Annotated in this window: 26 protein-coding genes; 10 read left to right on the top strand and 16 right to left on the bottom strand. The window is 49.6% G+C overall.

Annotated elements, in window-relative coordinates; translation table 11 throughout:
* Nucleotides 1–263 precede the first annotated feature (263 nt).
* Nucleotides 264–1,562, bottom strand: coding sequence for a hypothetical protein (locus MJO52_RS06870; protein WP_252085208.1), 1,299 nt, complete (start codon nt 1,560–1,562; stop codon nt 264–266).
* A 215-nt stretch (nt 1,563–1,777) separates the two neighbouring features.
* Complete coding sequence (locus tag MJO52_RS06865) at nt 1,778–2,377, bottom strand: LysE family translocator (protein WP_252085207.1); 600 nt, start codon at nt 2,375–2,377, stop codon at nt 1,778–1,780.
* A gap of 134 nt (nt 2,378–2,511) precedes the next feature.
* On the opposite strand from MJO52_RS06865, the gene MJO52_RS06860 reads away from it, so the two are divergent.
* Both MJO52_RS06860 and MJO52_RS06855 read left to right on the top strand, forming a co-directional pair.
* Entirely contained in the window at nt 2,512–2,982 is a 471-nt protein-coding gene (locus MJO52_RS06860) for a DUF6841 family protein (protein WP_252085206.1), read from the top strand.
* 46 nt (nt 2,983–3,028) lie between these two features.
* Nucleotides 3,029–3,490, top strand: a complete 462-nt coding sequence (locus MJO52_RS06855; RefSeq protein WP_252085205.1) for a hypothetical protein — start codon at nt 3,029–3,031, stop codon at nt 3,488–3,490.
* A gap of 258 nt (nt 3,491–3,748) precedes the next feature.
* On the opposite strand, the gene MJO52_RS06850 is transcribed toward MJO52_RS06855, so the two are convergent.
* Nucleotides 3,749–4,897, bottom strand: coding sequence for an epoxide hydrolase family protein (locus MJO52_RS06850; protein WP_252085204.1), 1,149 nt, complete (start codon nt 4,895–4,897; stop codon nt 3,749–3,751).
* Nucleotides 4,898–5,025: 128 nt separating this feature from the next.
* Between MJO52_RS06850 and MJO52_RS06845 the strand changes: the two genes are divergently transcribed.
* Together MJO52_RS06845 and MJO52_RS06840 are read left to right on the top strand one after the other, a co-directional pair.
* A complete protein-coding gene (locus tag MJO52_RS06845) occupies nt 5,026–6,114 on the top strand; it encodes a PA0069 family radical SAM protein (RefSeq protein ID WP_252085203.1) in 1,089 nt (362 codons plus the stop codon).
* Between the two features lie 57 nt (nt 6,115–6,171).
* The gene (locus MJO52_RS06840) at nt 6,172–6,450 is read left to right on the top strand and encodes a GIY-YIG nuclease family protein (RefSeq protein WP_252085202.1); all 279 of its coding nucleotides are present in this window, start codon (nt 6,172–6,174) and stop codon (nt 6,448–6,450) included.
* A 31-nt stretch (nt 6,451–6,481) separates the two neighbouring features.
* On the opposite strand, the gene tmpT is transcribed toward MJO52_RS06840, so the two are convergent.
* From tmpT to MJO52_RS06825, 3 genes are all read right to left on the bottom strand, one after another.
* A complete protein-coding gene (gene tmpT / locus MJO52_RS06835) occupies nt 6,482–7,120 on the bottom strand; it encodes a thiopurine S-methyltransferase (protein ID WP_252085201.1) in 639 nt (212 codons plus the stop codon).
* Between the two features lie 274 nt (nt 7,121–7,394).
* Complete coding sequence (locus tag MJO52_RS06830; RefSeq protein ID WP_252085200.1) at nt 7,395–7,922, bottom strand: DUF1097 domain-containing protein; 528 nt, start codon at nt 7,920–7,922, stop codon at nt 7,395–7,397.
* Between the two features lie 290 nt (nt 7,923–8,212).
* The gene (locus MJO52_RS06825; RefSeq protein WP_252085199.1) at nt 8,213–8,908 is read right to left on the bottom strand and encodes an SDR family oxidoreductase; all 696 of its coding nucleotides are present in this window, start codon (nt 8,906–8,908) and stop codon (nt 8,213–8,215) included.
* Nucleotides 8,909–8,962: 54 nt separating this feature from the next.
* Here MJO52_RS06825 and MJO52_RS06820 point away from each other — a divergent pair, with 54 nt between their 5' ends.
* The 6 genes from MJO52_RS06820 (at nt 8,963) to MJO52_RS06795 (ending at nt 14,706) form a co-directional block, all read left to right on the top strand.
* A complete protein-coding gene (locus tag MJO52_RS06820; protein WP_252085198.1) occupies nt 8,963–9,283 on the top strand; it encodes a DUF3301 domain-containing protein in 321 nt (106 codons plus the stop codon).
* 14 nt (nt 9,284–9,297) lie between these two features.
* Entirely contained in the window at nt 9,298–9,546 is a 249-nt protein-coding gene (locus tag MJO52_RS06815) for a DUF1653 domain-containing protein (RefSeq protein WP_252085197.1), read from the top strand.
* 161 nt (nt 9,547–9,707) lie between these two features.
* Nucleotides 9,708–10,775, top strand: a complete 1,068-nt coding sequence (locus MJO52_RS06810) for a saccharopine dehydrogenase family protein (protein WP_252085196.1) — start codon at nt 9,708–9,710, stop codon at nt 10,773–10,775.
* 254 nt (nt 10,776–11,029) lie between these two features.
* Complete coding sequence (locus MJO52_RS06805; protein ID WP_252085195.1) at nt 11,030–11,536, top strand: phosphatase PAP2 family protein; 507 nt, start codon at nt 11,030–11,032, stop codon at nt 11,534–11,536.
* Entirely contained in the window at nt 11,533–12,606 is a 1,074-nt protein-coding gene (locus tag MJO52_RS06800) for an MJ1255/VC2487 family glycosyltransferase (RefSeq protein ID WP_252085194.1), read from the top strand. Before MJO52_RS06805 ends, MJO52_RS06800 begins: the two co-directional genes overlap by 4 nt.
* Before the next feature lie 297 nt (nt 12,607–12,903).
* On the top strand, nt 12,904–14,706 hold the full coding sequence (locus tag MJO52_RS06795) for an acyl-CoA dehydrogenase (protein ID WP_252085193.1): 1,803 nt from the start codon (nt 12,904–12,906) through the stop codon (nt 14,704–14,706).
* Between the two features lie 31 nt (nt 14,707–14,737).
* Here the strand turns inward: MJO52_RS06795 and MJO52_RS06790 are convergent, their stop codons facing one another.
* From MJO52_RS06790 to MJO52_RS06745, 10 genes are all read right to left on the bottom strand, one after another.
* Entirely contained in the window at nt 14,738–16,090 is a 1,353-nt protein-coding gene (locus tag MJO52_RS06790) for an ATP-binding protein (RefSeq protein ID WP_252085192.1), read from the bottom strand.
* Nucleotides 16,091–16,102: 12 nt separating this feature from the next.
* Nucleotides 16,103–16,777: a response regulator transcription factor gene (locus tag MJO52_RS06785; protein ID WP_252085191.1), complete on the bottom strand. Its 675-nt coding sequence runs from the start codon at nt 16,775–16,777 to the stop codon at nt 16,103–16,105.
* A 39-nt stretch (nt 16,778–16,816) separates the two neighbouring features.
* Nucleotides 16,817–17,134, bottom strand: a complete 318-nt coding sequence (locus MJO52_RS06780) for a PepSY domain-containing protein (RefSeq protein WP_252085190.1) — start codon at nt 17,132–17,134, stop codon at nt 16,817–16,819.
* A 63-nt stretch (nt 17,135–17,197) separates the two neighbouring features.
* Nucleotides 17,198–17,770: a glycine zipper 2TM domain-containing protein gene (locus MJO52_RS21555; RefSeq protein ID WP_252085189.1), complete on the bottom strand. Its 573-nt coding sequence runs from the start codon at nt 17,768–17,770 to the stop codon at nt 17,198–17,200.
* 89 nt (nt 17,771–17,859) lie between these two features.
* A complete protein-coding gene (locus MJO52_RS06770) occupies nt 17,860–18,378 on the bottom strand; it encodes a DUF3106 domain-containing protein (protein WP_252085188.1) in 519 nt (172 codons plus the stop codon).
* The gene (locus MJO52_RS06765; protein ID WP_252085187.1) at nt 18,371–18,655 is read right to left on the bottom strand and encodes a hypothetical protein; all 285 of its coding nucleotides are present in this window, start codon (nt 18,653–18,655) and stop codon (nt 18,371–18,373) included. Before MJO52_RS06765 ends, MJO52_RS06770 begins: the two co-directional genes overlap by 8 nt.
* Nucleotides 18,639–19,004, bottom strand: a complete 366-nt coding sequence (locus MJO52_RS06760) for a hypothetical protein (protein ID WP_252085186.1) — start codon at nt 19,002–19,004, stop codon at nt 18,639–18,641. Before MJO52_RS06760 ends, MJO52_RS06765 begins: the two co-directional genes overlap by 17 nt.
* Nucleotides 19,001–19,540 carry an RNA polymerase sigma factor gene (locus MJO52_RS06755; RefSeq protein ID WP_252085185.1) on the bottom strand — a complete coding sequence of 180 codons (540 nt, stop codon included), beginning with the start codon at nt 19,538–19,540 and terminating at the stop codon, nt 19,001–19,003. Before MJO52_RS06755 ends, MJO52_RS06760 begins: the two co-directional genes overlap by 4 nt.
* A 120-nt stretch (nt 19,541–19,660) precedes the next feature.
* A complete protein-coding gene (locus MJO52_RS06750) occupies nt 19,661–20,107 on the bottom strand; it encodes an apolipoprotein A1/A4/E family protein (protein ID WP_252085184.1) in 447 nt (148 codons plus the stop codon).
* A gap of 132 nt (nt 20,108–20,239) precedes the next feature.
* On the bottom strand, nt 20,240–21,604 hold the full coding sequence (locus MJO52_RS06745) for an L-cystine transporter (protein ID WP_252085183.1): 1,365 nt from the start codon (nt 21,602–21,604) through the stop codon (nt 20,240–20,242).
* Nucleotides 21,605–21,635 lie beyond the last annotated feature (31 nt).

Raw genomic sequence — 21,635 nt, 5'->3', positions numbered from 1 at the left:
CGACACATCCAAACGGATTTTTATTTAAAATTCTTTAAACAAAAAGAGACCGATATCCAAGGTGTAGTCAATATACCTGTAAACCCTTAAATCTATTCATCTACAATCAATAGCCTATCTAACCTCTACTGTCGGCAATCACCGCAAACTTGAGAAACCTTATACTCTGGAAACAACTCAAATGAGAGTAAAAAACTGGGTAACTCAGGAGTGCATCTATTAACTATAAACTTAGGAAGAACTGCTATACTTTTAAAGCAGCTTTATTCAACAGCATAACCATTGGAAATATCGGTAATTAACTCCATGTAAGTTTTCACATATTTAAGCGCACTCTCTTTACTGATAAGCGGCTCACAATAACCAAAAACAAAAACACCTTCCCCACCTAGAGCGTAAGTCACCAGCATTATGGGATGCGCCCCATGAGTTTGAACAGTCATAACCAAACCAAAATCAAAGAATTCCAATAAACCCGTATACCCAAACACATCCCCCACATTAGAAACACAAAGACCTGACGGGAAATAGTTTTTTTCAGAAGCATAATACTCAGCCAGATCTTCTATCTCTACGAGCCTATAATCGAGCTTCACAGGAGGCTCAAAAAAACTTTTACGCCTTAAACATAAACGAACTTTTTTTTGTATTAGCCGTGCAAGACTCAACAAATCGAGACTGGTATCTTCTGCCGATAAGGATAAAGTTATTGTAGCCGTACACTCTCCTACAACATCTTGGTCTATTTGAGATTTACACAAGTATTGGGCATTAATAGGTAACATTAATTCTGTCATGGGATGGAAGCTTGGTAACGATCTTGCAGCGAGGACAGCAATAGCACTATAGATTGAAGTGGTTTGAACATTCTCCTGTTTTGCAAGCAAACAAAAATGATCGTGCAGCTTTTTAGGGAGAAGCCGATAAATAGAGCACCCACTCCGAGAGGAAGCATGTTCAGCCTTTTCAACCGGCCATTTTACGATTTTACAATTATTATTGTAAACGGATAATTGTGGCTTTTTAAGCCCCTGCCTTGAGCTAATATATTCCACCATAGATTTATCCATTATGGAGGCGGAAAACTGGTTTTTTTGCTGCCCCCTCAAGAACCTATCCAAATCACGAATCAAAATTAATGCTGAACGTCCATCAATGGCAGCATGACTTACAACAAGAGCAACCCACATTACACATCCATGCTTATCGGTGTAAATCGTCAAGCGATAACTATATTTATCTAACTCAAGAATTTCATTTCCCAAGCGGTTAAACTCTGCTTGATAATCAAAAGAAGATGTATCGCTCTTAATCTCAGTAGGAATATCTCGGAATCCTACATCACAGAACCATTGAGCATAAGATTTTTTTTCCACACGAGAACGGAGCATTAGATGACGATTATGTAGGTATTCCATCCCCTCCATTAACTCTTCAACACCTATAGACTTGCATGCTCTGAAGAAGACAACCAGTTGTACTGCACCCTTAGACCTCTCGGTCAATTCTACAAAGAGAGCCTCCTGAGCCCCAAGCTTACGAAAAGGTTTTGTTTTTTCCATAGCAGACTCGCCCCTAAAGGGAGGTTACTGCCAATTAGTATAGAAAAGAAATAATATAAGGCTTAATCATAAATCAATATTCCCTCCCGGCTTCCCTATGTCATTGCGAACATCAATCTCACAGGGTTAGAAACTACAATCAATGAATATATGTAACGATATGGTCGCAAGAGATCCGGCTCACCAGTCGAGCCAAGCACCTTAGCTGTAAGGCGCTATTTTTCAAGAAATTGACTGTATAGCAGATAGATTGCGGAAGTTGCTAACAATGCCCCCATTACTCTATTAAATATTTTAATTCTCACTTCAGTCCCTAACACCAGCCTGATTCTATCCCCCATAAGAGCCCAGGCGGTTAATGACAAATAACAGACAAAAAAATAAATCCCCACAAAATAAAATAAACTGTTACTCTGAGGGCTTGAAAACAAGGCAACACCAGATACACAGGCAATCCATGCCTTTGGATTTAACCATTGCAGAAGAAACCCCTCATGGAAGCGCGGCAGGGTACGTTCAGCAACAGCTATCTCTTCCGTGGGCCCGCTGGCAATCTTGTACCCCAGATAGATGACATAGAGTGATCCAGCGATAGCAAGATACTGCAACACCTGCGGATAACGCTCCAGTACCTGGTAAAGTCCAAAGCCGATCATGGCAAGCAGTAAGGTAAATCCTATTGTCGCCCCAGATACAAATGGAATGGTACGAACAAAACCATACTGCACTCCAGATGAGACGATTACCATGTTTACAGGCCCGGGCGTAATCGACATAGTGAGAGAAAACCCAAACATCGCTAAGAACAAGGACATATTTACACTCGAATATTATTTAATTTATCATCTTAAAAGAATGATTATTATTGGGACGCAATCAAGATAAATAAGCGCTACTGAGAATGGCGAACCCTAAGAGAGTTACCCCAATTTAACTAAAGGAAATCAAGTTGAAAAGAATTATTCTCCTAGCAACCTTGCTCATGTGTACCAGCTTTCAATCACTCGCAGAGCCCACAGTCGAAGAACATATCACAGACTTCATTAATGAATTTTCTTCGAACAACATAAAAGGCTCCGCATCTCACTTCTTCACAGAATCACCTCACTTTATCTTTGGCCCACACATTTTAACCCCACAAGATTCAGCACAAGTAGAAGAAGTACTATCTAAGATACGTGATGGTCTAGCCAAGCGAGGTTATAAAAATTCTGAGATCCTTGAGTTTAAGTCTTTCTTTCAGAATGAGAATATGTCAGTTACAACAATACTGCTTAAACGATACACCTCAGAAAAACAGGTTCTGGATTATCAATGCAGTACTTATACACTGGCCAATACTGAAGAAGGGTGGAAAATCTTATCTTGGCTCCCTTCCGAGCTAGAAAGTAATGCAAAATGTTTTACCGATAAAAGTTAAACAATAAAACAGTAGTAGCCCCTAAAAAACCTAGAGGGAGTTAGAAATGAGATCTCATAGTGAAATCAGAGTGCTTCTTACAGAATTGTATCAAGTAATTTCTGGCCCAGAAGGATTCAAGCGCGACTGGAAAAAACAATTATCGCTATTCACACCTTACGCTAAAGTCATTCGAACCTCTTTAGATGGTGAAGGTAATCCCCAGGCGCTGGTCATGGATATCCAGGATTACCCTGAAAATTTTCAGAGGGTGGTTGGAGATGCCGCTTTTTATGAGGTAGAAATTCACAATATTATTGAGTCTTTCGGCAATATCGCTCACGCATTCAGTAGTTACGAAGCCTGGAGAGATAGTGATAAAACCCAGTTTATCAAGCGGGGGATAAACAGCATTCAACTTTATCACGATGGGCATTCATGGAAAATAGTCAATATGATTTGGGATGATGAGCGGCCCGGACTAACCATGCCACCTAAATATAACCCCGAGACCGAAAGTGTCTCGTAATCCCAAATTGGCCCCAGAATAATTGATATCTCGGCAATTAGATTCTTTAAGCTCAATAAAACCCTTTCGTATTGGAAACTGAGCAAATAATCTGTAGCCAGTTAGTAGAGAAACTCTACCAATTTTTGATATGACCAAGTGATGCCAGTTTCTGTCTGCGTAACACTGAGGCTCTTATCAATGGATGAGAACTTTATGGGGGGACGGCTCTCGCCTTGAAGGGTGAGGGCTATCTTAATGGGGAGAAGTTACCAGCTTCTACTGCAAGCTTCTCTTCCAGGCCCTTATTTCCTCGACATATAATTCGGGCTGTTCAAAAGCCGAAAAGTGCCCTCCTCGTTTCAAATGATTCCAATAACAAATGTTCTTATAACGCCCCTCAGCCCAAGAACGGGGTATTCTTACCATCTCCCCAGGATAAATACTGACTCCAGTAGGCAATTGCACTACCTTTTCCTGATCGGGGCCATAGGGGGCATCGAAGCTTTCCCAAAATAGTCGCGCAGAAGAGGCCGCTGTATTTGTCAGCCAATAAAGCATGATATTGTCTAGTAATTCATTCCTGGTAAAAATACTCTCCAAAGTTCCCTGGCAATTGCTCCATAAATGAAACTTCTCTAATATCCAGGCAGCCTGTCCTATGGGAGAATCCGCAAGACTATACCCCAGTGTTTGAGGGCGGGTGCTCTGTTCCTTGGCAAAACCGGAATCCCAACAATTGAAGAATCGTATTCCGGCCAGAGCCTCTTTCTCTTCCTCGCTGGGCCAATGCAAGGCTTCAGCGGTTGGCTCTTCCTTGGGATTATTGATATGAATAGCCCTGCACGCGCCCAGATTCTGTATGCCAATTTCAGTGGTCACCGACCGGCCCCAATCTCCCCCTTGAGCCAAGTACGATTGATACCCCAGGCGATGCATTAGGGTATCCCAGGCAGCGGCAATTCTTGGGATACCCCACCCCGTCGTTGCAGGCTTACCCGAAAAAGCGAAACCAGGGAGCGATGGGCATACCACATGGAAAGCCTCCTCAGCACTCCCCCCATATTGAGTCGGCTCAGTCAGGGGCCCTATCACTTTAAGAAATTCCACAAAAGAACTGGGCCAACCATGGGTTATTACGATTGGCGTGGCGCTTCTATGACTGCTTTTGACATGAATTAGATGAATTTCCAGGTCGTGAATGGTTGTTATGAACTGGTCATATTGATTCAGCCTCTGCTGAGTGGCATACCAGTCATAGTCATTTAGCCAATAATCACAGAAATCCTTAAGATAATTCAAAGGGATTCCCTGCGCCCATCCATCTACGGTTTCTGCCTCAGGCCAACGTGCCTCCCGTATCCTTCGGTGCATATCAGCCAGCTGAGATTCTTGTATATCAATCCTGAAAGGTTGGACCTGAGCCATTCGTAGATTCCATCTCCTGAGTGAGCTGACTAAGTAGCCGCGGATAGACAATTACAAAGATTGATTGGCCATTGCTTTGTACTGAACCAAAACCGTAAACTGTACAAACATACAGCACCCTAGTTCCAATGAAAAAAATAGAACCAGATAATCCTCAGTCCTTCCATAAAGGGCGCGGCGCAGCCAGTAATATCACTGGTCGTTTTGCCGAGCACATCAGTACACGGGAAAGCGATGGCTGGCAAACTGAGGCAGAACCCCTGGAGCGACTACTGACTACCGCCATTGAAGAGAAGGCCAAGTCGATTATCGCCACCAATCAATCGCCCGACATCCCCTTTACTCAGTCTATCAATCCTTACCGTGGCTGTGAGCATGGTTGTGTCTATTGCTACGCTAGACCATCTCACGCCTACATGGACCTTTCCCCTGGCCTTGACTTCGAAAGCAAGATCTTTTTTAAGGCTAACGCGCCCGTATTGTTGGAGCAGACGCTGCGCAAACCAAGCTACACCTGTAGTCCCATAGCACTAGGCGCGAATACAGACCCATATCAGCCTCTAGAGAAAGAGAAAGGCATAACCCAGGCATTGCTTACAGTAATGCAACAGTTTCGACAACCGGTCACCATTGTCACCAAGAGCCAGCTGATTTTACGGGATCTTCCCATCTTGGCTGAGATGGCACAGGACAACCTTGCTCAGGTGGCAATTAGTGTGACTACTCTGGAGAGGGATTTAAAAAGGAAATTGGAACCCCGCACAGCGGGGCCTTCTGCCCGCCTGCGCACTATCGAACAATTGAGCAAGGCTGGGATACCCACGGCCGTACTTGCAGCTCCAATGATCCCGGCACTTAATGACTGTGAGCTGGAAGCTATTTTGAAGGCCGGGCGGGATTCAGGTGCCGAGAGGGCGGCCTATATCCTCTTGCGACTACCCCATGAGGTGGCGCCACTTTTCCGTGAGTGGCTATCACTACATTACCCACAAAGGGCCGACCATGTAATGAGTCTGATACAACAGAGCCGCAGTGGGCGGGATTATCAAAGTGACTTTTCTCAACGTAGGACCGGTACTGGAGTTTTCGCTCAGTTATTACGGCAGCGGTTTATTGTCGCCATCAGAAAATTAGGGTTAAATCACCGGCGCCTATCGCTGGATTGCAGCCAATTTAAACCACCACCTTTAGCTGGCGAGCAGCAGAGCCTTTTTTAACTAAGCTTCGTTTTCAATTAGAGAGAAGACGAAAGAGCCCTACGCGGACAATTTTAAATGGATTCTTGGTTTTTGTATTTAATCCGCACTTCCAGCGGTACCCTCTATACGGGGATAACTAAAGATATTCAACGACGCTTTGCCGAGCACTGTGGTGGCGGGGCCAAAGGGGCCAAGGCCCTTCGCGGTAAAGGACCTCTCACACTTGAATATCAGGTAAAAACTCAGGATAAATCTTCTGCACTGAAATTGGAAATCGCCATCAAGAGGTGGCCCAAGCATAAAAAAGAAGCGCTTATTGCCGGCACAATGGCATTGCCTGATTTACCCAGCTAACCATCATTGTGCCCTCGTGAGCCCTAAGCGACTAGCGCCTGGTAAGCAGCCAAGCCACTTCCCTCGCTGGTACCAGCCCTTTTAAGCCACCTGGCACATCCCTTGAGGCCAGCATCTTCAGGTGGTAATCCGCATTGTAACGCTCAAAAATCTCCTGAGAGCTGATGGAGAAGGGGGGGCCCGCTAACTCAGACTGCTCATACTCAAAAGATATCAGTAATTGAGGGGCCACTTTTGTCATCGCCATCAAGTGCTGGGCATACACTGGGCGAATGTCTTGTGGCAACGCCACCAAGGCGGCACGATCATAGATACCATCAACTTCCTGTAGTATTTCCATATCCAGGTCGAAAATATCCCCTACATAAATATCAATATTACTAGCCTTATAGCGCTTAAGGTTGGCAATTTGCTCGACTTCTGGGGTTTTATCCATCTCTTGAAAAAGTTGCTCTACCGCCATTTCACTCAGCTCGGCACCAACGACTCGATAACCTCCAGAAAGCAACCAGGCGATATCACGGGTTTTGCCACATAGTGGAACAAATACTCTATCGCCTTTGGAGAGAGAAAGCTGTGAAAAGAACTCCGACAGTAAGGAATTACCAGAGGCTTCGTGGAAGGCTATATTATTTTTCTTCCACTTCTCATGCCAATATGTCGCTTCCATGTTGCACCCCCATGTGCATTTTAACGGTTATTTCTGATAACTCTGACGGATAATTCAGAGATCCTTCACACTCACTAAACCTAATATAAAAGGTATTCCAGTTCAGACTCTGCTTCAGGGCCTGAAGCCTCGGGATCAGTGAAAGCCAGTGCAGTTAAAAAAACAAAGGCTCCTGCAAATACGATGCTCTTCAACATTATCGATACCTCAGAACAATTCTTTCACAGATGTAATGGGAGTCCGGAGTACTCTCTCTTTCTTCAACAGCCACAAGTTATTTGCTTTTCGCCGATCCAGAGATAAAGAGTTTTCCCGGCCAGATAAAATCAACCAACCCCGCGACTATCGCGCCAAGTACAGCAGCAGTAATAAGCAGGAAATAACCATCTAAAGAGATCGGTTGCTGAGCTGTGAAAGCGATCAAGATACCAATCCCATAACTAATAATATTGCCAACCCCAGTAACCAAACCCATTGCCCAGGCCCCAATGGCCGATAATAATAAGGCCGTGGGTAAAGCTAACCATGGTTGTTCCAGTTGCCACCCTGCAGTTCCCACAATTGCGACCAATCCTAGCCCAAGCCCTGTAACTGCACAGGCCAGGTTATAGCCACCGGAACGCAAGCTGCCGCCTCTGGCAAAATAGGTAACAGCACCCAGGGCCGCCACCCAGCTGGGCACACCAACAAGCTGGGCTGCCACAATCGCCAAAGAGGCACTCAGAAAAATCCGCAACCCAGTAAAAAGACGTTCCTGAGATTGCCCGTTACTATGTTCGAGACTTTCAGTTACGCTATTCATTACTTTCTCTCAATCTCCACTGCACGCATTAATGACTGGCAATTCCTTGCCTAAATGCTTTCTACGCCACGCTGACTACTGATAACAATAAGTGGAGGAGCTATAGTCATCCCTCCATTAAGTGTATTTTCTCGCGTCTTTTGAATTTGCGGGTAGCAGACTTCTTCCGCATCCTTGCCCAATCTTGCAATCGGTACAAACATGCGGCAAATTCAGGGAGTGGTTCTACCTACCCAAAGGGCGTTTTCTTAGTAGGTGATCAATAGAGGCCAATTGGGGAGATATGGGGATTACCAGGGGATTTCACTGCCATCATAATTATAAAATCGTCCACTCTTACCCTGACCCGCTTGCGTAAGCAGCTTCTTCAGGGCCGCCACACTTTGTGCCGTTGAAATCAGGGCACCGGGGCCCCCCATCGCAGTTTTTACCCAGCCCGGGTGCAATGCCATAACTGTGATTCCGCGATCATGGAGATCAATCGACAAGCTTTTAACGATCTGGTTGAGTGCTGTTTTGGAGCTTCGATAAATATAACCACCCCCAGAGCGGTTATCGGCGATACTGCCCACCTTGCTACTCATCATGGCTATCAGCTTGTAGTCGCTGGCCGCCACGTTATCGCAAAAAGTTTCCGCCATCATGTATGGTGCAATGGTGTTGGACTCCAATACGCGGCGCCATTCTTCCCGGTCCACTTTGCCAAAACCAGTGCCTTTTGGGCCGTAATATCCCGCATTATTGAGCAAGATATCGATAGGCTCCCCTTTCAAGGCCTTACCGAGAGCAATCATTTGCTCATAGTCGGTTACATCCAACTGGATGGGCTCTATCAGTGGGTATTTAGCCTGTAAGGCGTTGAGTTCATCGGCCTTTTTCAGATCTCTACAACAGGCAAATACACGCCATCCATCCTTGGCAAACTGGGCAGTCAACTCCAGACCTATGCCTCTATTACAACCGGTGATCATTATGGTGCCAGACATCGCCTCTCCTTCAGTGTTATTCTTGCGGATCGCGATCATAGCAACTGTAGAACAATGTACTACTCACCCGACAATCTACTTTGGTTATTACTATTAGCTACCGTGGCTTGGTATATCTGGGCCAATATGGCAGCAAAAGAACATGTCAGACGCGCTGCGACCAATCACTGCAAACAACTGGGAGTGCAACTTCTCGACGATACGGTTGTGCTGGTACGCACCCGCTTAAAGCGTAACCGTCGTGGCCAGATCAGCCTGCAACGCAGTTATGAGTTTGAATTTACTTCCACTGGAGAACATCGCTATTCCGGTGTAGCAATTCTCCACGGCCGCCGTATTGAGCAGCTACAGCTGTCTCCACACCATTTGAGTTAACTTGGTATTTGTTGATGAAACCCGGCCTTTATCGCCACTACAAAGGAAATCTTTACGAAGTCCTGCACACGGCCATCCATAGCGAAACAGAAGAGCTCCTGGTGATCTATCGCGCGCTCTACGGAAACTATATTGTTTCGGCTAGGCCTTACGCTATGTTTAGCGACACAGTCTCAGAGGATGGAAAAACATTCCCCCGCTTTAAACTCGAAAAAGCCTTCGAAATGATGGATAACACCCACGTAAAAAAAGCGCCAGAATAAATAAATCCAATCAGTCTCCAATCCCTGTCTTGCGCCATTTAATGCCAGAGGGATAACCTCTCGTGTCAGACAGAAGCCGATATTAATCGATAAAATTTGGCGCCTGACAAACAAGCTTGATCCTCTCGGACAACCCGCTCTCGAACCCACAAGGAAAACCGGTGAACAACAAGAATATTATGATCTATGGCGCCTATGGTTACACTGGTGAGCTGATTGCCCGCCAAGCTGTAGCGCTGGGTTATCGCCCCATTCTAGCTGGTCGCAATGCTCAAAAATTACAGCCTCTGGCAGAAGCCCTTAATCTCCCGGCCATGGCCATCGACTTGGGTAATACGGAAGTCTTGGAACGCAGCTTGCGAGACGTTTATCTGGTTATCCACTGCGCCGGTCCATTTTCTGCTACCGCTGAATCCATGATGAGGGCCTGCCTCAACACCCGTACCCACTACCAGGATATCACTGGTGAAATTTCCGTTTATGAGACCGCACATCGTCTTGATGATGAAGCCAAAGCCAAGGGCGTCGTACTTTGCCCTGGTGCGGGATTCGATGTCATTCCTACTGATTGCCTCGCTGCCGCATTACACCAAGCTCTGCCGTCAGCCACGCACCTGGCGCTTGGCTTCGACTCGGAGTCGAGTTTAAGCCCCGGTACAGCCAAGACCTCTATCGAAAGCCTCGGTATGGGAGGCGCCATTCGGCGCAATGGCAAAATCGAAACCATTGGCCATGGGCAGCTTACTCGCACCATCGATTTTGGCCGAGGTGAAAAGTTTGCTGTCGCAATTCCCTGGGGTGATATCTCTACTGCCTTCCACTCAACCGGTATCCAAAATATTGAGGCCTACATCCCCATGAGCCCGGCAAGGGCAAAGAAGCTAAAGCGCCTGAATGGATTTCGTTGGCTGCTTCGTACCCAGTGGCTACAAAACTGGCTGAAAGCAAAAGTGAGCAAGTCTGTTCGAGGCCCCAGTGAAGAGCGTCGTGCCGGCCAGAAAACCTGGGTTTGGGGAGAAGTGCGCAATGACCGTCGCGGTGAGCGTAAAGTTGGCCGACTCACCACCGCCAACGGCTACGATGTCACCGTCTCTGGTTCCCTGGCAATCATGCAATATCTCCTCGACTATCAGGGCGAGGGGGGCTATTTCACGCCATCAAAACTCTGCGGCTATAAGCTGGTGGAGGATCTACACGGCTCTGGAACGATCGAAATCAAGCCGGCCTAGCCACTATTCTCAAAACCTTTCTGCTTTTTTCTAACGGGCAAATCATGGAGCCGCGGACAGCTGCTCCGACTCTCTTTCCAGTCATTCCTTTCTTAGCGCCTTATTCACCTATCCTGGATCAATTTTCTGCCAAGCTTTTAAAAGCGGTATATAGGCGTAAATAACATCTATTTTGAGATTTCACTATTACGACATCATTTGGTCAACTCCGTGCAATAATCAATTTTTAAGTTTGCGGCATGCGAGACTTATCCATGAATTTGAAGAGTATTGATGTGTCCCTGGTTCTGTATCTTACGGAACGGGCGTCACGTCCCACTTCACGCAGACGGTACCTTTGGCTATCCAAATCTGGAGATGGCTGGCTCACCGTCGCCGTACTCCTCAGTTATATTATTTCCAACGCCGCCACTCAGCTTTTTATTGCCGCATTCTCTGGCTTGGCGGTAGAGCGTTCTCTCTATTGGACAATCAAAAACACGACCCGCCGCAGGCGTCCACCTCAGGCTATCCCCGGTATACGCCCGATTATTATCGCCCATGACCGTTTCAGCCTGCCCTCGGGGCATACCTCTGCAGCCTTTCTTTTTATTACATTTATGACTCAGCAAGTCAGCCCAATGTGGGGGTTAGGCTATATCTGGGCGACCGGGGTGGGCGCCGCCCGTGTAGGCCTGGGGGTACATTTCCCTTCTGATATTTTCGCCGGTGCCCTTCTCGGTTCATGTGTCGCATTAGCCTCTGGTGCCGTCCTTTTATGAAAATACTCTATGGCGTTCAGGCCACCGGCAATGGACATATTGCCCGTTCACGCACATTGGCAAAGGCATTGCAACAATACCCAGAACTTGAAATCCAATGGCTGTTTTCAGGTCGACCAAAGGAAAACCTGTTTGGCATGGAATTGTTTGGCGACTATTGGTGGCGGGAGGGAATGACCATTGTCCACAGTGAGGGGCGCCTTAGAAGCTTGGCCACGGTTGCCCAGGCTAAATTGCGCCAATTAATCCAGGATGTCCGCAAACTGCCAGTTAGCGAATACGACCTAATCATCAGTGACTATGAACCTGTCACCGCCTGGGCGGCGAAAATGCGCAAAAAGCCCAGTGTGGGTATCGGTCACCAATACGCTTTTTTACACTCGATTCCCATGCCCAGGTATAACTGGCCTTTTCATACCGTTTTACGTATCTTTGCTCCCACAAAAAAAAGCCTGGGTTTGCACTGGCATCACTTTGGCAACCCCATATTACCGCCCATAGTCCCCCCTCAACCCAAACCCGTGAGTGACACAGAAGATTACATTCTGGTCTACTTGCCCTTTGAACACCCAATACCCATGCTGGAGGAACTGGCCAAAGTAGAACGGCAATTTATTGTTTACGGTGTGCCAGAAAATCTGCCCACGGCAAACAATATCCAGATAAAGTCGCCTTCCACACTAGGATTCCAACAGGACTTGGTCAATGCCCGTGCAGTAATCTGTAACAGTGGTTTTGAATTACTGGCAGAGACCCTGGCTCAAGGCAAACCCATCCTAAGCCGACCACTGGCCTATCAATTTGAACAGGAAGCCAATGCCCAAGCACTGGAACAACTAAAGCTGGCGAAGATCGTACGCTCCATAGATGCCAATAGTATTCACACCTGGTTGCAGGAGGGGCCAAAATCTGTACGTATCCAATGGCCAGATGTCGCACAAGCTATTGCTGCCTGGATAGCACAGGGCTGTAAGCAAGACCCCGCAGATCTCGCCCGCAGTTTATGGCGACAAGTGACCCCCCGCCCCACCGAAGGGACTGTACCCACCTACCAGAACGCTACCGACTAACCCTTCTTTTTTTGCGCTATCCGCAGTTGTAAAGACCATTGCCAGTCTATGGCCCACGGCCTTCTACCACCATATCGCCAAGCGCATTCACACAAAAAGTCATTGCCCAATTTTGAGCCTCAGCGTTTACTTATCTGCCATTCAATCACCAACTAGACATTTATTTATCCAGCACTTAAAAAATATTTGATCAGCACGGCACGAGTGTCTATCTCCAGCAATAGTGCAGTGGATTTGAAATTTTTGTAGTCGGACTAATATGTACATTTGCTCCATAAAAAAAATAATGAGGTAAGCATGACTAATTCATTGCTCAACGACCGTGATACCGAATTTCTACTCTATGAATTTCTCGATACCGAAGCGCTGCTACAGCGACCACGTTACAAGGAGCATTCCAGGGAAGTTTTCGATGCAACACTGAAAACCGCACGCACTATTGCCGAAAAATTTTTCGCCAACCACAATGCCAAGGGCGATGCCAATGAGCCCAACTTTGATGGCGAAAAAATACAGATGATCGCAGAGACCAAACAATCTTGGGATGCCCTCTCGGAGGCCGGTTTTCTCGCGGGGCATTGCAATTTTGATGAAGGCGGCATGCAGCTGCCCAAAGCGATAATCAGCACGGCCCTTGGCTATGTTAGTGCCGCAAATATTGCCAGCGCTTGCTACCCCTTCCTGACTATTGCCGCCGCCAACCTACTGCGCTCATTTGCCAGCGACAGCCTAAAGGCACAGTTTTTGCCGCAGATGCTCGATGGCCGCTTCGCCGGCACTATGGCCCTCACAGAGCCCGATCAGGGCTCAGCTCTGGCCGATATCCGCACCAGTGCCGAACAGGCTGAAGATGGCAGCTACCGTATTCGCGGACAAAAGATGTATATCTCCGGTGGCGACCAGTCTCTGACAGAAAATATCGTTCATCTGGTATTGGCAAAAATCAAGGGTGCCCCCGCCGGCGTTAAGGGAATATCCCTATTTTTAGTGCCTAAAATGCTCCTTGATGAAAACGGCCAGGTAGCCCAGCCCAACGATGTAAAACTGGCGGGATTGCTGCATAAAATGGGCTTTCGCAACACGACCTCTACAGTATTGAGCTTTGGTGAGGATCAGGGCGCAGTGGGCTACCTGATCGGTGAGCCTCACCAGGGGCTCAAATATATGTTCCAGATGATGAATGAAGCTCGGATCAGTGTCGGCGCAGGGGCCTCTATTCTGGGCTATCAGGGCTATGCCTACTCCCTGCAGTATGCCAAGGACCGCCCCCAGGGACGCCTGCCTTCCAACCAGGACCCCAGCGCCAAGCAAGTACCCATTATTCAACATGCAGACATTCGCCGTATGCTGCTGATGCAAAAGGCCTATGCCGAGGGTGGCCTGGGCTTAAGTATGTACGCCACTTCTCTTTATGAAGACCAGCACAGCGCACCCACGGAAGAAGAGAGCCAGCTGGCAGCCACTCTGTTAGACCTGATTACTCCGGTAGTGAAATCCTGGCCCTCCAAATACTGCCTAAAAGCCAATGAACTGGCCATCCAGGTACTCGGCGGCGCCGGTTATATTCGGGAATTCCCCCTGGAACAGCTTTATCGGGATAATCGCCTGAACGCCATCCACGAGGGCACTGAAGGTATCCACGCCCTCGATCTACTCGCGCGCAAAGTGCCCAGCAAAAATTTCCAGGCCTACCAGCTGCTGCAAACGGAAATCCGCAAAACGGTATTGGAAGCACGGCAGAAAGAGAGCTTGGTTAGCATGGCCGATACCCTGGAGGAATCCTTGCAAAAGCTCGACGAAACGGGCATGGCCCTGTTTACGCAATTACAGGAGGATGTGGATCGCGGGCTCAGTAATGCCACTCTCTACCTGGATGTTTTCGGCTGCATTATGGTGGCCTGGATCTGGCTGCGACAGGCGGTTATCGCCGCGAATGCCCTGGAAGGAACTACCAGCGAGGAAGATGGCAATTTTTACCGTGGCAAGTTGCACACCGCCCTCTTTTATTTTGAATGGGAACTACCCAATATCCAGCCGCAAATAAGCCTGCTGCAAAGTGGCAATAACCTGCCGTTCGATATGCGAGTCGATTGGTTTTAGCGAGTGACGATCCGGAGGGGCCACGTAGTAACTACAGCAGTACAGTAATTTCCGTGCCCCCTTTGGGAAGAGATTCAGCGCTGATTTGCCCCTGGTAACTCTCAACAATGTCCACCACAACAGCCAGGCCAATACCCTGGCCAGGCTGCTGCTGGTCGGCACGTACTCCGCGCTGGGTTACTTCGCGCCATTTGTCGCTATCTAGGCCGGGCCCATTATCAGCGACCCGGATAGAGAGCTTGCGCCCCTCCTCGGGGTTCTCAATAACAACTCGAACCTGGCCGGCACCGTACTTGTAAGCATTATCGAGCAGGTTGCCAAGCAGCTCCATCAAATCGCCCTCATCCCCATAGAACAGGGCGTTCTCAGTACACTCCCTTCGCACTTCACAGGGCCTGCTGCGATAGACTTTTTCCAGGGCATCCAGGATTTTTTCCAGAAGTGGCGCCACGGCAATACCGCGCAGGATAGACTTAGGGGAGCTGGCTACCGCGCGCTGAAGTTGGTAGCTAATAATACTGTCCATACGCTGTACTTGATCCGCAAGGGTTTTTCCGGCGGCATCGGGGTCCTTTTCCAGGCTCAACCCTTTGAGTACCGCCAGTGGCGTTTTCAGACTGTGGGCCAGGTCCGCCAAGGTATGGCGGGTCTTCTCACGCTGACGCCGCTCATTTTCAATCAACAGGTTCAGGTTGTCGGTAAGCGGGCGCAACTCCAGCGGGAAGTTTCCCTCCAGGCGATCGCTGCCACCCTGCTGCATATCGCGCAGGGCCTGCGCCAGTGCGCTTAACGGCGCAAATCCCCAGCGCAATACCAGCCATTGAGCCAAGACCAGCAACAGCGCCGCCACCCCCAGCCACTGCCAGATGGTCGAACGGAACTGCCCGACCTGTGCCTGTAGCGGCGCCGCATCCTCCAGCACTACAAAGGTGAAAGGGTGCTCATTTTCCAGACCCCAAGCCACTCCCTGGCGGAAGCTGCTGTAATTGGCATCGCCACCTGGCAGGGAAATACGCATAAAAGACTGCTGCCCTTGCGGCAGCGGGGAAAATTCCACCTCTGGCATTGCCAGGGCCGATTCAGAACGCCAAATTACCCGCCCTTGCCCATCCAAAACTGCGCCAATCAGGCCGGAATCTGGCTGGTTGAAGCGCTGTTCGGGCAGTTCGGGCGGCAGCACCAGACTCTCGCCCTCAGGTTCCGCCAGTGCCAACAGGGTGTAGATATAAAGCTGCAGCTCGCGCTGTTTAGCCTCATTCAAAGAGGTGCGATAAGCGTGCTCCAGCACCCCGGAAATCAACAGCACAAATGCCACCAGCACCAGGCTGGTAACTAGTGCCAGGCGGCCTTTTAGAGAATTCAGCCAAAAGGAAAACAGTTGCATTACAAATCAGGGTCAACTGGGAGCCATAAAGCGGTATCCGCGGCCACGCAGGGTTTCGATGGGCTTAAGCTGTGCCGCCGCATCAAATTTCTTGCGCAGGCGCCCGATAAACACTTCGATCACATTGCTATCCCGGTCGCAGTCCTGTTCATAGATATGTTCGGTGAGGGTGGTCTTGGAGACTACTTCATCCGGGTGCAGCATCAGGTATTCGAGCACCTTGTATTCAAAAGAGGTCAACTCCAGTTCGGTATCGTTGACTGTGACCCGCTGAGAGCTGGTATCCAGCAGTATCGGGCCCGCTTTGATCGTGGGTGAAGAAAACCCGGCGGAGCGCCGCACCAGCGCATTCAATCTCGCCAGTAACTCCTCGGTGTGGAAGGGCTTTACCAGATAGTCGTCACCACCAGCTTCCAAGCCGGCCACACGCTCCTGCCAGTGGCCGCGAGCGGTGAGAATCAGGATAGGGAAATGCTTGTCTTCGCCACGCAGTGTCTGAATCACCTGAATGCCATCCATTTTTGGCAGCCCCAGATCCATAACCGCAACATCGTAAGGATATTCACGCCCCAGGTAGAGCGCTTCTTCTCCATCCGGCGCCTCATCTACGGTATAGCCAGCGCCGCGCAGTGATTCTGCCAGCTGCTGGCGCAGTAAAACTTCATCTTCGACTAATAGTGCGCGCATATTCTTTCCCTTGTACTGCGAGTCTGTGGTAGCGGTTGATTAACGGGAGATCCTACCGCTCTTCTTGTCCACAAAAACTACATAGACCTGACTCTTATCGGACAGCCCCTTTACCCGGTAGACCACCTGGCCTTGTTTGCGGGTTTCAGAGACCGATAATATTTTGCCGCCAAAACGCCGTTTCACAATCGAAGCGGCCTTTTCCCGGGAAACACCCCCATCCTGTACCCAGCGGAACTCATGCCGGAAGTTTTCCCTCTGCGGAGCCGGCCCACCCTGCCAGGAGGCAGCACATAGACCGGGAAACAAAACGATAAGGAAAAGAAAATGCCGAATAAAAGTGCGGCTCGATTTCACTGTGCGGCTCCTGTGGATGTCCTGGTTTTCCACCTTTTACTATTTCGACCGCCTTCCGCCGGCTCAAGGCGCCGGCGAGACTGCGACACGAACCCGGATTCTCTCGCCCGGGTGGTAATCTGTACGAGTCAGATAAACCTGACCATTATACCGATAGCGCACATCGTATCCGACTAATTCCCGCTGTGTACTGAACTCGTCGACAACCTGGCAACGAGATTCAGTGGCGTAATAAGTTGGGGCGTTGGCCCGACTGATCTGGTTACCCACCAGCGCTCCCACCAGTGCGCCCGCAACAGTGGCTCCAGCCCGTTGGCCGTGATGGTGGTGATAGCGACCATGATGACCGCCACGTCCCAAGCTGTTGCCAACAGCGGCACCGATCAGCCCGCCAACCACAGTACCCGCCGGAGAAGCGGGCTCCCGGTAGGCCACCGGCTCATCCCGGCAGTAAGTGCGCGGGTTACGGACCTGAATATCGGTGTAAACGGGAGTAACCTCGGTGACGCGGGCAAAGTCGTAGCTATCCGCACCGTAGGGGTCTGTGTAGCCATTGGGGCCCGCTTTGGCGGTAGCACTCAAGGCCACCAGCGCGGCGACTGCCGCGCCAGCGATAAACTGCTTGAAGAGTTGCACAATCGATCTCCCGTTATTCATCAACGGGAGCCAGAGTAGTCAAATTCATCTGAATAGACGCTGAATTACACCTGAGGTGGTAAGAAATATCAGGTTCTCTCCGTTTCCTCTCGCCTCTGCCGCCGCCGCTCCTGTCTCTCCCTGCGGCGCCGTTCCCGCTGGTTCCGCCTTTCCCGATTCTCCGTACGGCCGCGCTTATCCTTCTCCCATTGTTCCCGCAACTGTTTGCGCTGCTGGGGAGGCATCTGACGGAAGCGCTTGCGCGCCTCGCGAATACGCTGACGCTCCTCCTCGGGTAGGTCCATAAAGCGGCGATAAGAGTCCCGCAACTGGGCGCGCCGCTCCCTGGGTATACCCTGCCAGCGCTTATACTGTTGACGCGCTTCTTGGCGCTGCTCGGGGTTCATTTCACTCCAGCGCCTGGCCCCGCGTAACAATTGTTCCCGTCGATCTTCACTCAGTTGTGACCAGCGCGTCTCAAAATTCTGTAAAAGTCGGCGCTCACTGTCACTGAGACTCTGCCAATCCTGTGCCTGGGAAATATTCACAAAGAGCGATAAATACACGGCGGCCAGCCAACCACACAATATGGTTCTTCGCTCACTCATCGCTCAGCTCCTCGTGGGTCTCCCCTCCCCCGGTATTTGGTCTGCCTGTTATGGCTGGTTTTTCCGGCTTGGGCAACAACATCTCCAGCGCTTCCGGCGCTTGTATATCTCCCTGCTCATCGGCCCACTCCCCGACAAACATCAGGAAGTCCTCATCCAGTGGCTGCAGATCCTGCGCCAGTAGCGGGGCTGTAAAAAAGAGCACCGTATAGAAAAGGCCTTTAGCGATACTTTTCTTAGTAAAAAGCACTTTTTCATCACTAGGAGGATTGCCCATTCAACTCTTCCGCCAACCACTGGTAGAACTCCATATCCTCAACCATTTCGACATCCATTTCCTCATATAAATACCAGTCAGTGGCACTCAGCAATTCGGTAGCGGCCTGCTCGCTGGATACAGGCCAAAACAGCAATAACAACAATGATGCACAAGCGCCAGTGAAAACTAGCCAGCCGGGAGAGTCGCGATAATACGATTTCTTTGCCGCCACTGCGCGTTGTCTGGCTGCAGCAAGCCGCGACAGAGTCTTTGTATCAATATCACGCTCCCGCCGGGCAACTGCATGCTGCGCAGCTTTCTTTAATGAATCACTCTGCACGGCTGGATTTTCTTGCCGACTATTCATTGCGTTGCCTCTAGTTGGAATGCCTCTAGATGGTTGCGCAAACTGCGCATAGCTCTTGATAAATGGGTCTTAACACTCCCCTGACTGCAGGACATTGCCCGCGCAGTCTCGGCAACATCGAATTCCTCGACACAGCGCAGCAGGAAGGCCTGCTGTTGGCGCAGGGGCAACTTGGCCACAGCACTATCGATGGCTTCCAATAGGCGTTCGCCAGCAAGGACCTTATCCGGGGTGGGATTATGGCTATCGACCCATTCCAGCGGCGCTGGATCTAGCTCATCGCTGTTTGCCGGTAGCTTTTCCCGAAATAGTTGCCAGCGGGATAGCTTATTGTTACGCCGGTGCCAATCGGTAATCCGGTTATTGAGAATAGTGAAAAACAGCGGCCGCCACTCGGCCCGATCGCGGCCACTATATTTCCTCACCAACGCCAACATGGAATCCTGCACGATATCCAGTGCATCATCCCGATTGCCAACAGCGTAATTCGCCATGGTGAATGCCCGTTTCTCCACCTGGGCGAGGAACTGATTCATAGAAACCGGCTGAAGTCCTTGCGCACAGAATACTCTTCCAGATTCTTTTTATTGATTTTGAAGTCGTCATACAAAGACTTCGCCCGCACTTTTTTATTTAAGCCACCCCAGTTCTCGGGATCATCCCTCTTCACGCTTGCGGGCCTTGGCACGTCGATCCATACGGCGATCTGTGCGCTCTCCTTTTTTATCTAGCCGGTTATTAATTTTTGCACCCTTGTTATCCAAGCGTTCGTTAATTTGCTCGCCTTTCTGGTCAAGCCGGTTGTCGATACGGTCCCCTTTGCGGTCTAGTCGCTCAGCCAATTTATCATTGCCATTAGCAGCAGCCTGCTCAGCTCTTTGATCCAAGCGTTCATTGATGCGATCACCCTTGTTATCGAGGCGCTCTTCAACATGATCTCCCTTTTGATCCAATCTCGCCTCTATGCGATCGCCTTTTTGATCGAGACGATCTTCAACATGGTCACCGTGGTCATGCGGTTCGCTCTCATCGCTCTGCGCATAAAGGGAGTAAGGAAAAGCCAGGCCAATAGTCAACAGCGAGAGTCCAATCAGTTTTTTCATAAATCACTCCAGATCCATTTGAGGAAAACCAATAAGGTTTAAACTGCACTGATTAGAACGCTCTACTGGATCAGAGGTTGACAAGAGATTTTATTTTTTCAGGTGCTTATTCCATAGGCCTGCGACTCTTACTTATCCTTCTACGACCTCTGGACCGGGCACCTCATCCCCAAGCCAGCGCTGGGTCAAGGTACCCGCCGTCATAGCGCCATTCACATTGAGAGCAGTGCGCGCCATATCAATCAGCGGCTCCACAGAAATCAATAGCGCCGCGATGGTAACTGGCAAACCCATTGCCGGCAGCACCACCAGTGCGGCAAAAGTTGCCCCACCACCCACTCCAGCAATACCGAAGGAGCTGATTACCACCACTGCCAACAGGGTGCCCAACCACATTGGGTCCCACACGTTAATACCCATCGGCACCGCCACCATGGTGGCAAGCATCGCAGGATAAATTCCCGCGCAACCATTTTGACCAATAGTGGCACCGAAGGATGCAGAGAAGTTGGCAATAGCCGGTGAATTGCGCAGTTCATCTACCTGGGTTTCCACATTCAGAGGAATGGTGGCGGCACTGGAACGGGAGCTAAAGGCAAACACCAGCACCGGCCAGACCTTGGTGAAGTAGTGCAGTGGATTCACTCCATTTACCAACAGCAATAGACCATGCACCAAAAACATTAGGCCTATCGCACAGAAAGAAGCCACGACAAAACCAAACAGATTGGCAATATCCGCCCAGCTGGATTTGGCAATCAGTCCAGCGACCAGCGCCATAACTCCGTAGGGCGTGAATGCCATAACCAAACGCACCAACTTCATAATCCAGACTTGTGCGACATGCACAAAGCGCTCGATAGCGGCACCTTCCTGCGGAAACTCACGGCGTACAGCCAGGGCCGCAAGCCCCAATAGCACAGCAAAAATAACCACTGAAATTACAGAGGTGGAGCGGGCTCCGGTCAAATCCAGGAAAATATTGCGCGGAATAAAAGAGGTGATAATTTCGGGAATCGAGAGATCGCTGACCCGCCCAATTCGCTCATTGAGCACTTCTACCCTTGCCGCCTCACGGGTTCCTTCGACAAGACCCGCAGCAGAGAGCCCAAACAAATCGGCCATGGCCACACCTATCAGGGCCGCAATTGCAGTAGTGCCGAGTAAAACCCCCAGCACCGACACACTAATTTTACCCAGCGCCTGAGTGTGACTCACTTTTACCACTGCCACCAGAATAGAAGTGAGTACGAGTGGCATAACCAACATATACAATAGGTTTACATAGCTATCGCCCAACATCTCAATCCAGGGCAGAACCTCACCCGGAGCAACAGCCCAGTTACGCGATAGCTGTAGAAGCGCCCCAAAAGCCACACCCAGTAACAGCCCAGCAAACACACCAGGGGCAAGGGTGTCCCTGCCACGCTGCCAGCGGTACAAGCCAAACATTAAAACCACAAAACCGAGAAGCAGAACAAAAGCGCCGATGTGCATGGTATGAGAATCCCACCCTGGGCAAACTAAA

Source organism: Microbulbifer variabilis (genome assembly GCF_023716485.1).
In the GTDB taxonomy this organism is placed as follows: domain Bacteria; phylum Pseudomonadota; class Gammaproteobacteria; order Pseudomonadales; family Cellvibrionaceae; genus Microbulbifer; species Microbulbifer variabilis_B.
Note: the sequence above shows the minus strand (reverse complement) of the source record. Positions and strands in the feature narration are given on the sequence as shown.